We start from the raw sequence: 17,585 nt of genomic DNA on the forward strand, positions 1-17,585 counted from the left end.
TCGAGTACACAGTGTAAGGCGCACAGCTACGGCAGGGTGCGAACCCGCGCCGGATTTATACCCGACTCGAACCTATGGCCGCCCGTGAGTACGCGAACGAGTGCGCTCGATGCGGTCGTCTTCGGGGTCGACATCCAGAGCGGCGACGTGCGCGGGGACGCCCCCTCGTACGCGCTGGCGGTCTACGACGGCGAGGACGTCACTCGAGACGTCGTCTCCCACCGGAAACTCCGGCGACTGATCGACGACGAGGGGCCGGCGATCGTCGCGACGGACAACATGTACGAGCTGGCCGCGGACAAGGACCAGCTCATCCACTTCCTCGGCTCGCTCCCGACCGGGACGAAGCTCGTGCAGGTGACCGGCGCCGAGCAACCCGAACCGCTCTCTCGCGTCGCGAAACGCCACGGCATCCCCTACGGCAAGGACCCGATGCAGGAGGCCGAGGCCGCCGCCCGGTTGGCCGCCCACAACGTCGGTCACGAGGTGTCGGCCTTCACGAACACGACGGAGGTCAAGGTCTCGAGGGGCCGTTCCACGGGCAGCGGCGGCTGGAGCGAGGACCGCTACACCCGCCGCATTCACGGCTCCGTCAAGAAGCGCGCCCGCGAGGTCGAGTCCGAACTCGAGGACGAGAACCTCGAGTACGAGCGGGAGGTCCGGGAGGCCTACGGCGGCTTCGCGAACGCCGTGTTCACCGTCGAGGCCCGGCCCCAGGACATCCCCGTCTCGCGCAATCGCTCGGGCGACGTTCGCGTCGAGATCGAACGGGAGCGCCGGGACGGCATCGAGTTCAAGCCGCTCGTCAAGCGCCGCGACCACGTCGTCGTCGGCATCGACCCCGGGACGACGACGGCGGTCGCCATCGTCTCGCTCGAGGGCGAGGTGTTGGACGTCTGGAGTTCACGGACCAGCGACACGGCCGACGTGATCGAGTGGATCGTCGAACGCGGCCGCCCGATCATCGTCGCGGCCGACGTGACGCCGATGCCAGAGACGGTCGAGAAGTTCCGGCGAAGCTTCGACGCCGCGGGCTGGGCGCCCGAGAGCGACCTGCCGGTCGACGAGAAACAGCACCGCACGCGCGAGGAACCGTACGACGACGACCACCAGCGCGATGCGATGGCCGCCGCGCTGTACGCCGTCGACGCCCACGAGGACCAGTTCGAGCGCATCGCCGACAAGCTCCCGCCGGGAATCGACCGCGGCGAGGTCACCGCCCGCGTCGTCGCCGGCGAGGAGAGCGTCGAGGCCGTCCTGCGGGACCTGAGGGACGACGACTCCGGCGACGAAGAGGAGTCGACCGAGCACGAGCCCCGCGAACTCACCGAGGAGGAAAAGCGGATCAAGTCCCTCGAGCGGCAGGTCGAGCGCCTCCAGAACCACGTCGAGACCCTCGAGGGCCGCGTCGAGGAGCGCGACGAGCGCATCGAGGAGCTCGAGTCGGAGCTCTCCCTCAAGCGCCGGGAGGAGCGCACGCAGGTCCGCAAGGACCGCGAGGTCAGCCGCCTCGAGCGGAAGGCCAACCGTCTGGAACGGGAGCGCGACGAGGCCCGCGAGGCGGTCACGGAACTCGAGAAGAAAGTCGAGCGGATGAAGGCCCTCTGGAAGCTCGACCACTCGAACTTCAGCGACGTCTCGGCGAAGAAGGAGGGGTTAGTCCCGGTCAAGGTGATCGAGAAGTTCACGAAGGGCGCGATCCGCGAGGCCGACGACCAGTACGGGATCGCCTCCGACGACGTCGTCTACCTGCGGGACGCCAGCGGCGCGGGGAAGTCGACGGCCGACCTCCTCGCGAGCTTCGAACCCCGGGTCATCCTGAAAGAAGGCGGGCTCTCCGAGATCGCCGACGAGATCCTCTTCGACGAGGCGATTCCGGTCGGCCCCGCCGACGACGTCGCCATGCAGGAGGTCGACGAACTCGCCGTCGCTCGCGAGGACGACGTCGAGGCGGTCATCGAGGACTGGCACGAGCGCGCCGAGGAACGCCGGCGCGATCGAAAGGCGTCGATGGTCGATCAACTCATCAGCGAACACCGCGCCGGCGACAACGAGGTGTAGCGCCCGCGCCGGCGACGACGGGGACAGTGCCCGCGCCGGCAATAACGAAGACAGTTCTCGCGGCGTCTCGAGTCGCTTCGACTCGACTCACTCCGGCCCCTCGAGACGCCGTCACTTCGGGGATTCCATCGGCGACAGCACCGCTGGAACATCCTCGAGTTCGATTTCTTCGGCTAGGTCCTCGGTGTCGTCGACCGGGCCGTTGACGAACAGCGCGTGCACGATGAAGCCGATCGCGACGAGGCCGAGGACGGCGATCGCGACCTCGAGCGCGACCGCCGTCACGGTGCCGATAACGGCGCCGAGCCCGAGGCTCGCGGCAATACAGGCCAACACGAGGTCGTAGTAGTGCAGCGAGTAGCCCATACTGAACCGTGGCGCCGAACCGCCAAAACGCTTCGGAGCGCAATGGCAGCGTCGGTGTCGTGACTCGGTCGCCGCTCGCGATCAGAACATCCCGAAGTTCTGGAGCATCCCCGAGATCAGGGACTTGACGACCAGTCCGAGACCCGCGACTATGAGCGCCATCCCGGCGGCGATCAGGAGGTTTTGATACGCGATGAGCCCGATACCCGCGATCAGGAGCAGGAGACCGACGATTCCGAGCGCGCCGAGGTTCTGCAGCATACCCAGCACTGCCCAGCCGAGGGAAATAAACGGCGTGGTTTTCCGGTTTCGGCCGGCGCTGCCGTCGGTACGCGACGACGGGCTGTAGACCGACTCGAGTTCGGCCACGAGGCGGGTGACGACGCCGATGCTGGTGACGCTCCCGATGGTGGTGGTGGTGGTGGTGGAACCCTGGCGCTGGTGGCGACCCCGACGTCTGCACGGTGAATCACCGCCGGCGTCGGGTCCGTCGGGGCGCATTGATAAACGGTTAAACGGCTAGGATTCGAACGCTCACCCATGAGCGACGACGGTGACGGCGGTCGGAAGAACCTCCGGATGCCCGAAGACGACGAGGTCTTCGCGACCGTCACGGACATGCTCGGGGCGAATCGGGTGCAAGTACGCTGCGCCGACGGCCAGGAGCGCACCGCGCGCATTCCCGGCAAAATGCAAAAGCGTATCTGGATCCGCGAGGACGACGTCGTCCTCGTCGAACCCTGGGACTGGCAGGACGAGAAGGCCGACATCACCTGGCGCTACGAGAAGAGCGAGGCCGACCAGTTGCGCGAGGAAGGGCATATCCAGTAAGAACGAACTTTTACGCTGTGTGCGGTCGCTTCGCGACCACACTCGGTAAAACTTCGATGAAAAGCCTCCTCCTTTCCCTTCGTTCACTCGACTCGCGGCTTCCGCCGCTCGTCTGTACGCGGCGCGTTGCGCCGCGCTCTCGTTCACTCCGGGTCAGTCGTCGGCCCGCGAGCGCCGTACGGCGCTCGCGGTGAACGGCGTCGCTCGGGTCCTTCGAACCGCTCGCTCGCCGACGATACGAGTGGGCTAGTTTCATTGTCCGATATCTATCGGTAGTTTCTGATCTTCAGGGACAGTCTTGGAATCTGGTCCTTGCAGTCGAGGTATCGGTGTTTCCGATATCGCTAGAGAACGCGCGACCGATCGATTCGACTGACTGTCATCCGACACAGAAGACTTATTCTATCGTTGTGCGTCGACCCGCGCATGACACTTAGCCGGCGACGGTTACTCGGCGGGATCGGGGCCGGCGCTGCGGCCGGGCTGCTCGGCGTGCCCGCGTCGGCCGCCGAGTCCGAACCCGACACCGAGCGGGTGTTCGTCCACCCCGAAACGGGACTGCTCGACGGGCTCGGCGACCTCTTCGACCTCATCGAGGCCGTCGGCGGCACGACGATCCTCGAGTACGACAACTTCGAGTTCGTCGTCGCGGAGGTGCCGTCGACCCGGCTGGACGAACTGCGTGGTGACCGCCGCGTGGCGTCCGTCGAAGACGACGACGAGACGGGGATCCCCGGGGACTGGTCGCCGTCCCTGCCGGGCATCTTCGATCCACCCGGCGGCTCGGGTTGTTCCACCCATCCCGACCAGCAACCGTCCTGGGGACTGGAACGCATCGGCGCCGACGCCGTCGACCCGGACGGGTCGGGCGTCGACGTGGGGATTCTCGATACGGGCATCCAGTCGGACCACTGCAGTCTGTCGGTCGCCGGCGGTCGGAACTTCAGCAGTGACGGGACGTCCAGGGATTACGAGGACCGTCACGGTCACGGGACGCACGTCGCCGGGATCGCCGGCGCCGACGACAACGACGTCGGCGTCGTGGGCGCCGCTCCCGGCGCGAATCTGTACGCGGTGAAGGTGCTCGACGACGACGGCTCCGGTCGGTACAGCCAGCTGATCGCCGGGATCGACTGGTGTATGTCGAACGACGTGGAGCTGATCTCGATGAGTCTCGGGGGGACGGCCGAGAGCTCCACGCTCAGCAGGGCGATCGACGCCGCGCACTCGGCGGGGCACCTCCTGCTCTGTGCGGCCGGCAACGAGGGGAACGACGGGAGCGACTCGTGCGACGCGGAGACGATGACCTACCCGGCGACCCACGAGCACGTCGTCGCGGTCACCGCGATGAACGAGGACGACCGGCTGGCGTCCTACAGCAGCGTCGGCTCGGCCGTCGACCTGCTGGCGCCGGGCACGGCCGTCACCTCGGCGACCGTCGACAACGAGTACGCCGAGGCGAGCGGGACGAGCATGGCCTGCCCGTTCGTCACCGGCGTCGCGGCGCTGGTCTGGGAAACCCGCGAGGAGGATGGTCCGGGGCCGAACGAGCCGGTCCGGGAAATCCTCGGCGAGACGGCCGAGACGGTCCTCGGAACCTGCGCGGAGGGACACGGTCTCGTGAACGCACCGGCGGCGCTGGGCGACGAGCGCGCGACCGACGGCGCCAGCGGCCCCCTCAGCGGCGGCGGACTGGTGTCGCTACTCGAGCGGGTCGTGGACCTGATCGTGAGCTTCTTCCAGTGGCTCTGGGGGCTGTTTTCGTAGCCGGGACGAAATCGCAGGCAAGCGATGAGAGTTCGGCCACCCGGCGAGTACACCGACGGCCCCACGCTAGGGGTCGAGAGAGACACAAAACTGGTCGAATCGATCGACCACGCTGTCGCACGCGATGGCGGATCAGCTGGTCGAACTCGGGGTGAACGAGACCCTCGAGACCTGCAGTGACACCGATCTGTCTCGCGCTGACCACCGATCAGGCGACGGACAAGACGACCGCATACGCGACGAGTTGTCCGAGCGGGACGGCACCGACGAGTCCCCACTTCAGCAGCGGTCGATCTACCTTCGCAGCGGCCGAATAGAGGGCACCGAGGACGGTGGCCATCCCGAGAAACAACGCAACGTCGGTCCACAGTTCCGCCAGTTCTCCAGGATAGGAGGCGGACTGGGCCCCGAACAGGAAGTAGGCGGTTACGCCGGCCATGCGAATCGAGTAGTACCCCCAGATGGCCACCACTACCGTCTCAAGCGGGGAAACGGACGGTGCGACGCGTCCGTAGGCGGCGACCGCGAGGACGACCGGAAGGACAGTCAAGACGAAGGTCTCGATCCTGATGTCTCGGATCGACGAGTACGGACCGTTTAGTGCGAGCAAGGCGAGTCCGGCAACAAGGAGAGCGACGATGAATCCGTCGAGTAATCGCTCGTTCCCGATTTCGTATCGTGTATGTACATCAACCATGGCTGTGTATCGAGGGAGTTTCGTTCGAGTGGACCGATCGGCGATCAGTACGTTTGATCGAACCCCGGAAGACAGCGAGATATCCGAATCGGGGGTTTAGGTCTGGTGTCATTGATATCGATTTTGTTGCAGTTACGTTTTCTGTACGGTCACGTTTACAGTATCGAGTATTTCATCACCAACCACGGCCCTGAGCTGGAAGCTATGGGTTTCGGAATCCCCGAGCAGGAACTCACCCTGCCAGCGTCCATCGTTTGGGCGCAGATAGTCCTTCCAACTGACTTCGGCCGTCCCGTCGATCAACTCGACTTGCGCTATCTCCGGTCGCTCCGACCAAGTTCCGTTCGGTCCGGTCACGTTTCCGCTGGAATCGACCCAGGTCTCGTTGATCGAGTACGTCACTTCGACTGTCACGTAGTGTGACCAGTCCTCGTGAATCTCGGTTTCGACGACTTCGCCGAAGACGTTGCCCGTCGTCGGCTGTTCGGTCGAGACAGTATACTCGGAACCCCCCCCAAGACAACCACCGAGCGGAAGGGTTACTCCGAGTAGGATAACTATAACGACCGTTCGTAGGTGGTGAGAGTTCATTTATGACTTTCTTTTATGCAATGTTCACAACTATTACAATATAAATTTTTCGTGCCGGGATACGTAGGTCCCACTGACGAGAGTGTCGGGGGCTCCCAGTCAGTAGGAGACGTCGCCGTTGTATTCCTCGACGTAGCCCATCATGAATCGCATCGTTTCCTCGAACAGGTACTCGATCTGGGTCTCTATGTCTTTGTCTATCTCCATGACATCGGCATTCCTCCCGTAGTCGTACGTCTTCTGGACGTGCTCGTTGGAGTAGTCGCGCGATATATTGGAGAGTCGCTTGGCATGATTCGCCCACTTATTGAAGAACTGGTAAAACTCGGGGTCGTTTACTTCCACGTAGTCGGTGGGACCGAGGTCGGGATGAAGACTGAAATCGACGTTGTTGATGAGATAATTCGCGTATTTCGAGTCTGTTCCCTCGTACATCAGGTGGCGCTCCGCAGAGGCCTCGTACGTGTAGTGAATCCACTGATTGTGAATCTGCTGCAGAAACGCGCCCGTGTGCATCGGGTTCCCCATATCAGCGAGGAAATGAAGGGCGAATCCCATGTTTCTGTACTTCTGGTAGTCGGAACTCGCATCGTGGGCCTTCTCCATGTAGTCTTTGGCCCACGAGGGAGCGCTTCCGACCGTCGACGGCGGGACCGGAAGCGGATTCGGCCCCCACGCGTGCGTCCACCGGCGACCCGGTTGGTCGAGTGATTCCTCCCACGATTCCGGCATGCCCGTGACATCGTACTCCCAGTTGTCCGGGTCATCACCGGCGTATTTCAGGGTAGTACAGTGACTGTCGTCGAGATCAAGGTTCTTCCCGGCGAACTCGTTCATGAGCTGGTGGGAATCTGTCGGATCCCACTGCACTGAAACCTCACCGGCGCTGTCGTCATCCCCGAGTACCTCTGCTCCGGAATTGATAACCGACGATATGCTCGCGGTCTGCCCACTGCTGGCAGCGCTCACTCCCCCCTGATTCATCTGGCGTGTCGCCAACGTCTGGAGCGTTTCGTTGGCCTTTTTGACGCTACCCTGTAGCTGATACACCGTCGTTTTTGTTTTGTACGGGCCCTTTCCCTGCTTTTTCGTCTTCGTTTTGACGTCGATGCGATCCCAAAGGTCCTTCACGTTTTCACGCGCCTGCTGTCGTAGCTCTGCGGATACGTCCGCTTCGTCGATATATGACAGCGTTTGGTCCTTCTCCCCCAGTAGCGGAAGGATAGGTCCGGTGAGTTCCTTGATCTTCTTGCCGTATTCGATCGTCGGCGGCGGTGCGGCATCTCTGGGTTCGTTTTCTGGCCCAGATTCGTCCGGTTCGGATGCGGCAACCATCCCGGACAGGCCGGCGACGCCAAATCCGGAAAGACCCGATTTAAGCGCCGTTCTTCGGTTCAGTTTGACTCTATTCGACCGCTTTCCGCCTGTATTCTTCTTAACCACAACCGAGTATAACAGCGTCAATATATAAACTTTGCTTAGAATAGAATATAAATATATCTCCTGAATCTCATTATTGACTCTCAAACATACAATATTTATAAATTTACTTTATTAATTAATATAGTTGTAATTTAATATAACCATGGAGCTTATATACTGGTGCCTTTTGCGCCGCGTGAAACGAATCCGACGCAGTCCTCGATTTCACTCGACGTTGATCCGACTACGTGTATCCCCGTACACGGATATCGACTGAAAACGGAGAACGCGACCGATGGGCAGAAGCCTGCTCTAGTGTCACCTCCAGCACGAGAGCGTCGATACTCTCCCCGAGACTCCGAGGGACGCCGGCCTATCGCTCACTGAGGCCCGCGGATAGTCCCGAGGACCTCCTCGTCGCCGAGGTCCGGAACCGAGTCCTCTCCGAAGTCGATTCTCGACCCGTGAAGGTGATCACCTTGATATCGATACCGAGAATGCTCCGGGAGATACACTGTCTTGGTTGGGATATTTCTCTTGTACCCGTGTTTCTCGGACACGGGAAAGCGTTGTGTCCGTAAACGGAGTAGCGATATGGCAATTTTGATGCTCCTCCGGACCGGTTGCAGGACCTCGAGGTCTCGAACGGCCCGCCCCGGCTCGGTCGACATAAACGCGTTCAAAGACGCGGCGACCGTCGTTCGACGGCTGCTCGCCGATACAAAGTCGCGACCGAGAGCGTGACAGGCCGTTCGACCGACGGGTCCCGAACCCGGCTCAGAGTCCGGTGACGTCCTCGATGGCGTCGGTCAACGCTTCGATCGACTCGAGGTCGTGTTCACCCATGTGGCCGATGCGGAACGTTTGCTCGCCGAGCTGCGAGCCGTAGCCGTTCGAAAAGACCATGTCGTACTCCTCGGAGACGGTCTCGATGGTCTCGGCGACGTCGATCCCCCGCGTGTTCTCGATGCAGGCGACCGTCTGTGATTCGTACCCCTCCTCGGGGAACATCGCGAAGTGCTCGCGGGCCCACTCGCGGGTGTACTCGGCCATCTCGCGGTGGCGCTGATCCCGGGCGTCGTGGCCCTCCTCGAGCATGTGTTTCATTTGCTTTCGATACGCGAGCATAACCGGGATCGCCGGCGTGGAGTGGGTCTGTCCCTTCCGGTCGTAGTAGTCGAGCGACCGCTGGAAACCGCCGTACCACGAGGCGGACTCGGACTCGAGTTCGCGCTCGTACGCGTCGTCGCTGACGACGCAGACCGCCAGCCCGGGGGGCATGGCGAACGCCTTCTGGACCGACGTGAAGATGACGTCGATCTCGTGCTCGTCGATGTCGACGTAGTCGCCGCCCAGCGCGGAGACGGCGTCGACGACGAAGTAGGTGTCCGGATACTCGGCGACCACGTCGCCGATCTCCTCGATGGGGTTGCGGACGCCGGTCGAACTCTCGTTCATCACGCAGGTGACGGCGTCGTAGTCGGCGTCGCGCTCCTCGAGTCGCTCGCGGACGTCCTCGGGTTTGACCGCCTGCCCCCACTCGTACTCGAGGGTATCGACGGTCTTGCCCAGTCGTTCGGCGACGTTGGCCTGGCGCTCGCTGAAACTGCCGCAGGTCGTCACGAGGACGTCCTCGTCGACGAGGTTCAGGATCGCGCTTTCCATGAACTCGGTCCCCGACCCCGTCAGGACGATGACGTCGTTCTCGGTGCCGAGGAACTCCTTCGTGTCCTCGACGACGGTCGTGTAGAGGTCCGTCATCCGGTCCATGCGGTGACCGAACATCGGCTCGCACATCGCCTCGATGACGTCCTCGCGCACCTCGGTCGGACCGGGGATATATAGCGTCTTGTCGGGGTAGTCGCCCGTATATTCGCGTTTTTCGGTCACGGAAATCACCTGAGTACCGCCTACTGGTATGCGAGACGGTATGGTACTTTTGATGCCCGCTGGGAGCGAAGAATCGATCGACGACTGAATTCGTCGGACCGGACAGGCGGAGGCGTCAAGTGGGGTACAGCGGTCGTCGGACGAATGCCGCTTCGGTGGTTGGGGAGTCCGACGGTGCCGGCTACGACGTCACGCCGGCCACCGAAAAAACGGTAGCGACCGGCTATCCATATAATTCTCGAAACGTCTCGTCCGGTACGTCCGGTGCGTTCGCGCCGGATCGTCGGCGTTACTGGAGTTCGATGTTGCCGGCCATTCCGGCGTTGTAGTGGGGCACACAGACGTACTCGACGGTCTCGTCCGACGGCTCGAAATCGAGTTCCAGACCGGGCTCTTCCTCGTCGGTTTGGTCCGTCGGTCCCTCGACTTCCGACTGGCTGTCGTCGTAGATCGCGAGGTTGTGGGTGCCCTGATCGTTCTCCGCCCAGATCATGGTGTAGGATTCGCCTTCCTGGAGGCTGAGGTCCGGGTTCTCGACGCCGCTGATCGGGTCCGGTGCGATACCCTCCCAGGACGAAGCGAGCGATCGGAGCTCGATATCCGTATCGGGATCGATTTCGAATGGGCCCTCGCCGTTGCCGCCGTTGCCGCCGTTGCCGCCGTTACCGTTCCCGCTGCCGCCACAGCCGGCGACGAGCGCAGTCGAAGCCGCCGCGCCGGTGAGTTTCAGCGCTGTCCGCCGAGAGACTGAGTATTCTCGTGCCATCACTACGGGATTGGGATTGAGTACATAAAAATTGATACCCTCTATCGTGACACTGTCATGTGTTTCCACACCATTCCCTCGCCGAATATGTTCCCGTGACTGTTGCCCGCAGAGTCCATGAAATCGTACCGTACCCGGGTCGTTCGGGGTGACGCCCGATCTATTCTCGTCGGCGTGTAAGTCGTTTCGATCGACAGTATAATCCGATAGTTGACAGTCGATCCGACGATCCGGGGGCGAGTTCATGTCGACGCTGCATTCACCTGCACGCCGCGATGGAAGCGAGCGTCAGAGGCGGCCGCGATCCTCGCTCGCGAACCCGTCGTGACGGCCCATCGACAGTCGCAGGAACGCCGGGACGGCGATCAGCGCGATCGCGATCTCGAGGCCGCCGACGACGAGAAAAGCGGGATCGTAGCCGTACTCGCTGGCGACCGCCCCGCCGACGAGGAAGCCGCTCAGAAAGCCCAGGCTGCCGGCGACGTTGAAGCCGGCCATGGCGACCCCGCGCTCGCTCTCGGCGGCGACGTCGGTGACCAGCGCCATCGTCGCCGGCGAGACCAGCGCGCCGAGCACGCCGACGGCGACCATCGCGATCGCCGCGGTCGCGACCGACGGGGCGGCGCCGACGGCGAGGATGCCGACGCCGTAACACAGCGACCCGACGACGATCGGCAGGGTTCGACCGATCCGGTCGGAGAGCATCCCCATGGGATACTGCAGGAGGGCGAAGGGGGCGAAAAAGCACGCCAGCAACAGTCCGGTCGCGGCGGGGCCGACGCCGAACGCGTCCTGAAAGTAGAGCGTCCCGACGAGCGCGAAGAAACCCGCCGTCAGCCGGTCGACGAAGCCGAAGACGTATGGGATCGACAGCGCCGGCTGGCGGCGAACGCCCTCGAGGACCGCTCGAGCGGTCCGCCCACCGCCGGGCGACCGGTCCGTGACGCGGATGACGAGCAGGCCCACGACGACGAGCAGTCCGGCGGCGCCCAGTAGCGGCGCGAGCGGATCGAACTCGGTGAGTCGGCCCCCGATCGGCGCGCCGAGGGCGGCGCCGAGCCCGATCGCGATACCCGCAGCGCCCATGTTCCGGCCGTGACCGCCCTCGAGGTCCATCAGCATGGTCATCGTCAGCGAGAACGCGCCGATGGTCATCGCGCCCTGAACGAACCGCAGGAGGAGCACTCCCTCGAAGGGGACCGAGCCGACCGCGGGGACGGCGGCGAGGGCGGCGTAGCTCACGGCCCCGGCGAGCGCTCCGGCGACGATAAAGGGCGTTCGGCGACCCGTGATGTCGCTCGCGGCCCCCCAGAGGCCGACGAAGGCGACGTAGCCGGTGAACTCGGCGACGAGAAACCACATGCTCGCATCGAGGGGGGTCGCCGCGAACGGCGACGTCGCCGCGTCGGCCCCCAGCGTCTCGACGAGCGTCGCGACGCCGGGGTAGAGCAACAGCTGCGAGAACAGCACGGCGAAGACGACGGCGGCGAGGACGACTCGATCCCGGTTTCTCGAGTGCACGAGTGGCCCTTGTCACTACGCGAATATCAAGGCGTTCGTCTCGGCCGCCGAGGCCGGCCGATCGCGGGCAGCCTCCGTTCGTGACAGCGGCGGCGGAACGCCGACGGCTCGAACCGATACCGCTGACGGTTCGAACCGATGCGTTTTCGTTCTTCGGCGACCTGTCTCCCTCGATGACCGTCTCTCGAAGACACCTTCTCGCCGCGGGGGCGACCGCCGGAACCGCGCTGGTCGCCGGCTGTACCGATCTCGTCGCCGACGAACTCGCGTCGGATCCGGCGGGGGTTTCGCAGGCGGCCCTCGAGGAGACCGGCTACGCGGAACACACCGTCGAGGAAGTCGTCGTCGAGCGCACGATCGGCCGGTTCGGCATCGAACGGACAATCGAGGTCAGCAACTGGTACGCCGAGTACGATCGGTCGGTGACCCTCGACGCGCTCGGACTGGGACGGTTTCAGGCCTCGGTCGTCTCCGTGCTCACCACGCCGCAGGTGTCGATGCTCGGCAAGACCTTCAATCCGGTCGGCGAGTACTCGACCGACGAACTCGTCGCCTTGATTCAGGACCGGTACGACCAACTCGAGGACGTCGAGCGCGTCGGCGAGGAGCCGATTTCGGTGCTGGACAGCGAGACGACGCTCGCCCGCTACCGGGCGAAGGCCCGGCTGATCGAGGCCGGGACGACCCTCGACGTCTTCCTGCAGGTCAGCGAACTCGTCTCCCACGGTGACGATTTCGTGATCGGCGTCGCCGCCTATCCGCAGGCGGGCGGGTTCGAAACCGAATCCGGCGCCGTTCGAACGATGCTCGAGTCCCTCGAGCACGAGTGAACGAATCGATCTCCTGGTCGCGTCCACTTACGTTCCTGTTCAGTTCGTCTGCGAACCGAACTTTTGCGCTGCGGGCGCGCCGGAGGCGCGCCCTCGGCAAAACTTCGATGAAAAGCACTCCTCCCTCCCCTACGGGTCGGTCGTCGGCCCGCTCGCTCACTCCGTTCGCTCGCGGTGAGCGCACACTTCTCCGCCTGTATTGAACGGCAACTGAGTGTGCGAATGGAACGGCGCTTCGATTGGCGGAGTGAGTAAAGCGAAGTGTCCTGCTATCGTGGCAACAGTGATTCGCCACGCCCTCCCCAGCCGATTCGCTCGCTCCGCTCGCTCATCCCTCGCGTGAGTTCGTGCCGCGGTTCGCTGTGCTCATGGGTCGCTTCGCTCCCCATTCGCTTTCCGAGGCGCTCACTCCGTTCGCACCTCGCTTTCGCTCACCGCGGCACAGCACGCGCCACCGCATGCCAGCTGACCGGCCGAGCGGTATCTAGATCGCCTATTTGAACGGACCGCATGTGACCGCTGCAGGACGACCCGAACCCGTGACCGTTACGGCCGAATGTAAGCGTAGCCCTCGTCCTGCAGGCGGGTCAGTTCACCGCCGCCGGAGGGAACGGTCTCGACGCCATTGACAAGGTCCGACTCCGCGAGGTCCTTCAATTCGAGCGTGTTGCCACAGGCCTTGACGGCGACCCCGGTCTCGAGCAGTTCTTCGACCGCGTCACTGCCGTCGCCGCCGGCCGTCAGCGGTTCGATCCCCTCGGCCTGGGCGACGATGGCGATGTCGTCGATCTCGACGGAGTCGTCTTTCGTGAGATTGTTGGCGATCGTGAGTGCGGTCTGTTGCTGTTCCGGATCGTCGGCGATCAGGTGGAATACTGTCTGCACGACCGTTGCTCGGCCTCGTGAGCGGGTAGTCGTTGGCCCTGCGAGGGAACGCAGTCACCACTCGAGCGCTCGTCGCTTCAACTAGTTTCTGCTGTGAACCCCAATCCCCTATGAGCATCTGCGAGCGCAGCGAGCAGTTCTCCGCTTGCGCGGGCTTTGCCCGCGCAGGCGGCCCTATTTCATCGAAGTTTTTGCGCCGAGTGGTGAGTGAGCGCAGCGAGCGAACCCGAGGGGCAAAAAGTTCGCGTGTGAATCACACCGAATCGGCTGCGGTTTTTGCCGTTACTGCGATGCATATGAATCTGCAGTAGTATGCATACTAAACATGAGCGACGACGCGAGCGACGGGACCAGTTCAGACCGTCCCGAGCGCGGTCTCGGGACGCGAAGCGTCCACGCCGGCCAGTCTCCCGATCCGGAGACGGGCGCGATGGCCCCGCCGATCTACCAGACCACCTCCTACGTGTTCGACGACGCCGACACCGCCGCCGATCGCTACGCCCTCGAGGACGACGGCTACATCTACTCTCGCATCGCCAACCCGACCGTCCGCACCCTCGAGAAGCGCCTCGCCTCGCTCGAGGGCGGCGCGGACGCGGTCGCGACCGCCAGCGGGATGGCCGCCCTCGATTCCGCGACGCTGATCCTCGCCGAGGCGGGGGACAACGTGGTCTGTTCCACCGATACGTACGGGGGGACCACCGCCTACTTCTCGAAGACCGCTTCTCGACGGAACATCGAGACGAAGTTCGTCCCCACCCTCGAGTACGACGCCTACGAGGAGGCAATCGACGAGGACACCGCGTTCGTCCACGTCGAGACGATCGGCAACCCCTCGCTCGTGACGCCCGATTTCGAGCGGATCGCCGGGGTCGCCCACGAGAACGGCGTGCCGCTCGTGGTGGACAACACCTTCGCGACGCCGGCGCTCTGTCGCCCGCTCGAGCACGGGGCCGACGTCGTCTGGGAGTCGACGACCAAGTGGCTCCACGGTTCGGGCACGACCGTCGGCGGCGTCCTCGTCGACGGCGGGTCGTTCCCGTGGGGCGAGCACGGCTACGACGAGATCGCGGGTCCGAACCACGCCTACCACGACGTCGACTTCTCGCGGGACTTTCCCGAGGCGCCCTTCGCCGCCACCGCGCGCTACCGCTCGCTGCGCAGTCTGGGCAACCAGCAGTCCCCGTTCGACGCGTGGCAGACCCTGCAGGGACTCGAGTCGATGCCCCTTCGCGTCGAGAAACACTGCGAGAACGCCGCCATCGTCGCGGAGTACCTCGTCGACCACGAGGACGTCGCCTGGGTCACCCATCCGGGCCTCGAGACCCACCCGACCCACGACAACGCCACCCGCTATCTGTCGGACTTCGGGGGGATGGTCGCGTTCGGCCTCGAGGGCGGGTTCGAGGCGGGTAAGACCTTCTGCGAGAGCGTCGAGGTCGCCCAGTTCCTCGCGAACATCGGCGACGCGAAGACGCTGGTCATCCACCCCGCGAGCACCACCCACGGGCAGTTGACGCCCGAGGAACGCGAGGAGGCCGGCGTCACCGACGACCTGATCCGAATGTCCGTCGGCATCGAGGATCCGGAAGATATTCTCGCCGACCTCGAGCAAGCGATCGACGCGGCGACGCGAGCGGCGAGCGACTGAGCGCCACGATCACTGTATCCATCCCCACACTATGACGACCAAAGACACGATCGATCTCGGCGAGTTCCAGTTCCTCTCGGGGGAGACGATTCCGCGCCTCGAGGTGGCCTACGAGACCTACGGCGAATTCACGGGCGACAACGCGGTCGTCGTCTGCCACGCGCTGACAGGCAGTTCCCACGTCGCCCGCCGACCCGACTCGGGCGGCGACACCGCGGGCCAGGCCCGCGCCTGGTGGGGCGACGTCGTCGGCCCCGGGAAGGCCGTCGACACCAGCGAGTACTACGTGGTCTGTGCGAACGCGCCCGGCTCCTGCTACGGCACGACGGGACCGTCCAGCGAGAATCCCGAGACGGGCGAGCCCTACGGCACCGACTTCCCGCCGGTCACGGTCGGCGACTGGACGCGCGCCCAGCGGCAGCTGCTGGACGAACTCGGCGTCGGCCGCATCCACGCCGTCGTCGGCGGCAGCGTCGGCGGGATGAACGTCCTCGACTGGCTCCGCCGTTATCCGGACGACGTCGAGCGGGCCGGGGCAGTCGCCACCGCCGCCCGGCTCGATCCGCAGTGTCTCGCGCTCGATACGGTCGCCCGGCGGGCGATCACCAGCGATCCGAACTGGAACGGCGGCCACTACTACGGCGGGCCGGAACCGACGGACGGCCTCGCACGCGCCCGGCAGATCGGTCACATCATGTACCTCTCGAAGGCCTCCATGTCGCGGAAATTCGGCCGCCGCTCGGCCGGTCGGGAGGCCGTCCGCGAGGAGCCCCCGGATCCCGCGGCCGCCTTCTTCCCGTATCGGGAGGTCGAGTCCTATCTGGACTACCAGGCCGACAAGTTCACCGACCGCTTCGACGCGAACAGCTACCTCTACATGACCCGCGCGATGGACGACTTCGACCTCTCGGCGGGCTACGAGTCCGACGCGGACGCGCTGGCGGCCTTCGAGGGCGAACTCCTCGTCCTCTCCTTTACCGGCGACTGGCACTTCACCGTCGAACAGGCCGAGGCGCTCGCCGAAGCCTGCCGCGAGGGCGGCGTCGACGTCGCCCACCACGTCGTCGAGTCGGACCACGGCCACGACGCCTTCCTCGTCGAACCCGAGAATGTCGGTCCGCCGCTGTCGGACCTGCTCGAGGCCGGACTCGCCGGTCGAGCGATCACCGATACGGGGTCGGAAGCCGTCGAGACGGAATCGTTCGCCCCGGTCCACACGAGCCTCTTTTCCGAGTGATATTTCCCCGTCGGCGAAGGCGGAAATTACTGCATATTCGCGCTCAAAAGGGTAAATTCGCACGAGACGGGCGACTAGTTCGCAACATATAATATCACTCTGTTTGATTTATCATCGATGGCAGACGATAGTCAACTCGAGTACGACGACGAGCGACAGGTCGAGGAGCAACCCGCACAGCGGCCGGCGGCCGGGCAGGGAACCGCCAGCGAACTGCCGATCAAGGAGGGGGCAGTGTTCGGGGCGATCGCGGTGATCGCCACGTACCTCGCGCACCTGTTCCTGACGGCGGTATCGACGGCACAGTCGAGTCCGGAGGCCGCGACCATCGGTGAGGATCTGGTCGTGACGGAGATGGTCGCCTCCTGGAAAGCCGCCGGCTGGAGTTACCTCAGCGCGTTCGGGACCGGGTTCGAGGTCGACGGCGAAGCGGCAACGCTCGGCGACGCGCCGAATCAGGCCGCCGCGTTCGCGGGCGGACCGTTCTTCCTCTCAGAGTTGCTCCTCTTCCTCGCGACGGTCGGTGGCATCGTCGCGGCCGGCTACGCGGTCGCCCGATACACCGACGCCGACGACGCCGCCGACGCTGCGAAGGCCGGCGCGACCGTCGCCGTTCCGTACCTCGCGTTCGCCGCGCTCGTCGCGCTCGTGATGACGCACTCGTTCTCGGAAGTGCCCACCGTCATCGAACTCGTCGAGGGTGAGGGGTCCGGCGTCCTCGGGCTCAGCGCCGGCGAGTTCCTCAACGACGCGGGCGATCAGGTCACCTCCAACGTCGAGTTCGCTCCCTCGACCAGCGACGCGATCCTCTACGCGGGGCTCGTCGTCCCCGTGGTCCTCGGTGCGCTGGGTGGGGTGCTCACCAAGCGTCGCGAGGCCCTCGAGACCGTGATGGCGAAGGTGCAGTAACGCGACGCGGCAGCTACCTACCCTGCTGATCCGGGGTCAGGAGGAATCGTTTTTTCGCGCGACGCCATCGTACTCGAGAGCGCCTGCACTCGCCGAACCGCCGCCCCGGACCGTCGTCGATCGGCGGTCGATCGACTCGAGCGTCGATGACGAAGCGCCGC

16 protein-coding genes are annotated in these 17,585 nt (G+C 64.4%); 7 read left to right on the plus strand and 9 right to left on the minus strand.

Annotated features, from left to right (window positions below; all coding sequences use genetic code 11):
• Window positions 1-84: 84 nt before the first annotated feature.
• Entirely contained in the window at window positions 85-2,061 is a 1,977-nt protein-coding gene (locus J0X25_RS25645; protein WP_207290379.1) for a DUF460 domain-containing protein, read from the plus strand.
• A gap of 111 nt (window positions 2,062-2,172) precedes the next feature.
• Here the strand turns inward: J0X25_RS25645 and J0X25_RS25650 are convergent, their stop codons facing one another.
• Window positions 2,173-2,427 (minus strand): DUF8015 family protein, encoded by a 255-nt coding sequence (locus J0X25_RS25650; RefSeq protein ID WP_207290380.1) that lies wholly within the window; start codon window positions 2,425-2,427, stop codon window positions 2,173-2,175.
• A gap of 81 nt (window positions 2,428-2,508) precedes the next feature.
• Window positions 2,509-2,688 (minus strand): DUF7470 family protein, encoded by a 180-nt coding sequence (locus J0X25_RS39900; RefSeq protein ID WP_207290865.1) that lies wholly within the window; start codon window positions 2,686-2,688, stop codon window positions 2,509-2,511.
• A gap of 279 nt (window positions 2,689-2,967) precedes the next feature.
• Here J0X25_RS39900 and eif1A point away from each other — a divergent pair, with 279 nt between their 5' ends.
• Window positions 2,968-3,258: a translation initiation factor eIF-1A gene (eif1A, locus tag J0X25_RS25660; protein ID WP_174681791.1), complete on the plus strand. Its 291-nt coding sequence runs from the start codon at window positions 2,968-2,970 to the stop codon at window positions 3,256-3,258.
• A gap of 426 nt (window positions 3,259-3,684) precedes the next feature.
• Window positions 3,685-5,025: a S8 family peptidase gene (locus J0X25_RS25665; RefSeq protein WP_207290381.1), complete on the plus strand. Its 1,341-nt coding sequence runs from the start codon at window positions 3,685-3,687 to the stop codon at window positions 5,023-5,025.
• A 208-nt stretch (window positions 5,026-5,233) separates the two neighbouring features.
• Here J0X25_RS25665 and J0X25_RS25670 read toward each other — a convergent pair whose 3' ends face one another.
• The 6 genes from J0X25_RS25670 to J0X25_RS25695 form a co-directional block, all read right to left on the minus strand.
• A complete protein-coding gene (locus J0X25_RS25670) occupies window positions 5,234-5,722 on the minus strand; it encodes a hypothetical protein (RefSeq protein WP_207290382.1) in 489 nt (162 codons plus the stop codon).
• Between the two features lie 132 nt (window positions 5,723-5,854).
• Window positions 5,855-6,313 (minus strand): hypothetical protein, encoded by a 459-nt coding sequence (locus J0X25_RS25675; protein WP_207290383.1) that lies wholly within the window; start codon window positions 6,311-6,313, stop codon window positions 5,855-5,857.
• Window positions 6,314-6,412: 99 nt separating this feature from the next.
• The gene (locus J0X25_RS25680; RefSeq protein WP_207290384.1) at window positions 6,413-7,756 is read right to left on the minus strand and encodes a phospholipase C/P1 nuclease family protein; all 1,344 of its coding nucleotides are present in this window, start codon (window positions 7,754-7,756) and stop codon (window positions 6,413-6,415) included.
• A 756-nt stretch (window positions 7,757-8,512) separates the two neighbouring features.
• Window positions 8,513-9,625 carry a pyridoxal-phosphate-dependent aminotransferase family protein gene (locus J0X25_RS25685; protein ID WP_207290385.1) on the minus strand — a complete coding sequence of 371 codons (1,113 nt, stop codon included), beginning with the start codon at window positions 9,623-9,625 and terminating at the stop codon, window positions 8,513-8,515.
• 289 nt (window positions 9,626-9,914) lie between these two features.
• A complete protein-coding gene (locus tag J0X25_RS25690; RefSeq protein WP_207290386.1) occupies window positions 9,915-10,391 on the minus strand; it encodes a plastocyanin/azurin family copper-binding protein in 477 nt (158 codons plus the stop codon).
• Window positions 10,392-10,679: 288 nt separating this feature from the next.
• Window positions 10,680-11,912, minus strand: a complete 1,233-nt coding sequence (locus J0X25_RS25695) for an MFS transporter (protein ID WP_207290387.1) — start codon at window positions 11,910-11,912, stop codon at window positions 10,680-10,682.
• A gap of 173 nt (window positions 11,913-12,085) precedes the next feature.
• Between J0X25_RS25695 and J0X25_RS25700 the strand changes: the two genes are divergently transcribed.
• On the plus strand, window positions 12,086-12,742 hold the full coding sequence (locus J0X25_RS25700) for a DUF6517 family protein (protein WP_207290388.1): 657 nt from the start codon (window positions 12,086-12,088) through the stop codon (window positions 12,740-12,742).
• A 546-nt stretch (window positions 12,743-13,288) separates the two neighbouring features.
• On the opposite strand, the gene J0X25_RS25705 is transcribed toward J0X25_RS25700, so the two are convergent.
• Complete coding sequence (locus tag J0X25_RS25705) at window positions 13,289-13,627, minus strand: DsrE family protein (protein WP_207290389.1); 339 nt, start codon at window positions 13,625-13,627, stop codon at window positions 13,289-13,291.
• Between the two features lie 325 nt (window positions 13,628-13,952).
• Between J0X25_RS25705 and J0X25_RS25710 the strand changes: the two genes are divergently transcribed.
• From J0X25_RS25710 to J0X25_RS25720, 3 genes are all read left to right on the plus strand, one after another.
• A complete protein-coding gene (locus J0X25_RS25710) occupies window positions 13,953-15,278 on the plus strand; it encodes an O-acetylhomoserine aminocarboxypropyltransferase/cysteine synthase family protein (protein WP_207290390.1) in 1,326 nt (441 codons plus the stop codon).
• Window positions 15,279-15,309: 31 nt separating this feature from the next.
• Window positions 15,310-16,515: a homoserine O-acetyltransferase MetX gene (metX, locus tag J0X25_RS25715; protein WP_207290391.1), complete on the plus strand. Its 1,206-nt coding sequence runs from the start codon at window positions 15,310-15,312 to the stop codon at window positions 16,513-16,515.
• A 117-nt stretch (window positions 16,516-16,632) separates the two neighbouring features.
• On the plus strand, window positions 16,633-17,424 hold the full coding sequence (locus J0X25_RS25720) for a DUF7978 family protein (protein WP_207290392.1): 792 nt from the start codon (window positions 16,633-16,635) through the stop codon (window positions 17,422-17,424).
• Window positions 17,425-17,585 lie beyond the last annotated feature (161 nt).

Origin of the sequence: Haloterrigena alkaliphila, assembly GCF_017352155.2 — an archaeon.
Classification (GTDB): domain Archaea; phylum Halobacteriota; class Halobacteria; order Halobacteriales; family Natrialbaceae; genus Haloterrigena; species Haloterrigena alkaliphila.

Excerpts from the sequence above, each read along its gene's own strand:
- J0X25_RS25650 (WP_207290380.1), bottom strand. The coding sequence starts at position 2,427 with ATGGGCTACTCGCTGCACTACTACGACCTCGTGTTGGCCTGTATTGCC.
- J0X25_RS39900 (WP_207290865.1), bottom strand. The coding sequence starts at position 2,688 with ATGCTGCAGAACCTCGGCGCGCTCGGAATCGTCGGTCTCCTGCTCCTG.
- eif1A (WP_174681791.1), top strand. The coding sequence starts at position 2,968 with ATGAGCGACGACGGTGACGGCGGTCGGAAGAACCTCCGGATGCCCGAA.
- J0X25_RS25665 (WP_207290381.1), top strand. The coding sequence starts at position 3,685 with ATGACACTTAGCCGGCGACGGTTACTCGGCGGGATCGGGGCCGGCGCT.
- J0X25_RS25670 (WP_207290382.1), bottom strand. The coding sequence starts at position 5,722 with ATGGTTGATGTACATACACGATACGAAATCGGGAACGAGCGATTACTC.
- J0X25_RS25675 (WP_207290383.1), bottom strand. The coding sequence starts at position 6,313 with ATGAACTCTCACCACCTACGAACGGTCGTTATAGTTATCCTACTCGGA.
- J0X25_RS25690 (WP_207290386.1), bottom strand. The coding sequence starts at position 10,391 with ATGGCACGAGAATACTCAGTCTCTCGGCGGACAGCGCTGAAACTCACC.
- J0X25_RS25700 (WP_207290388.1), top strand. The coding sequence starts at position 12,086 with ATGACCGTCTCTCGAAGACACCTTCTCGCCGCGGGGGCGACCGCCGGA.
- J0X25_RS25710 (WP_207290390.1), top strand. The coding sequence starts at position 13,953 with ATGAGCGACGACGCGAGCGACGGGACCAGTTCAGACCGTCCCGAGCGC.
- metX (WP_207290391.1), top strand. The coding sequence starts at position 15,310 with ATGACGACCAAAGACACGATCGATCTCGGCGAGTTCCAGTTCCTCTCG.
- J0X25_RS25720 (WP_207290392.1), top strand. The coding sequence starts at position 16,633 with ATGGCAGACGATAGTCAACTCGAGTACGACGACGAGCGACAGGTCGAG.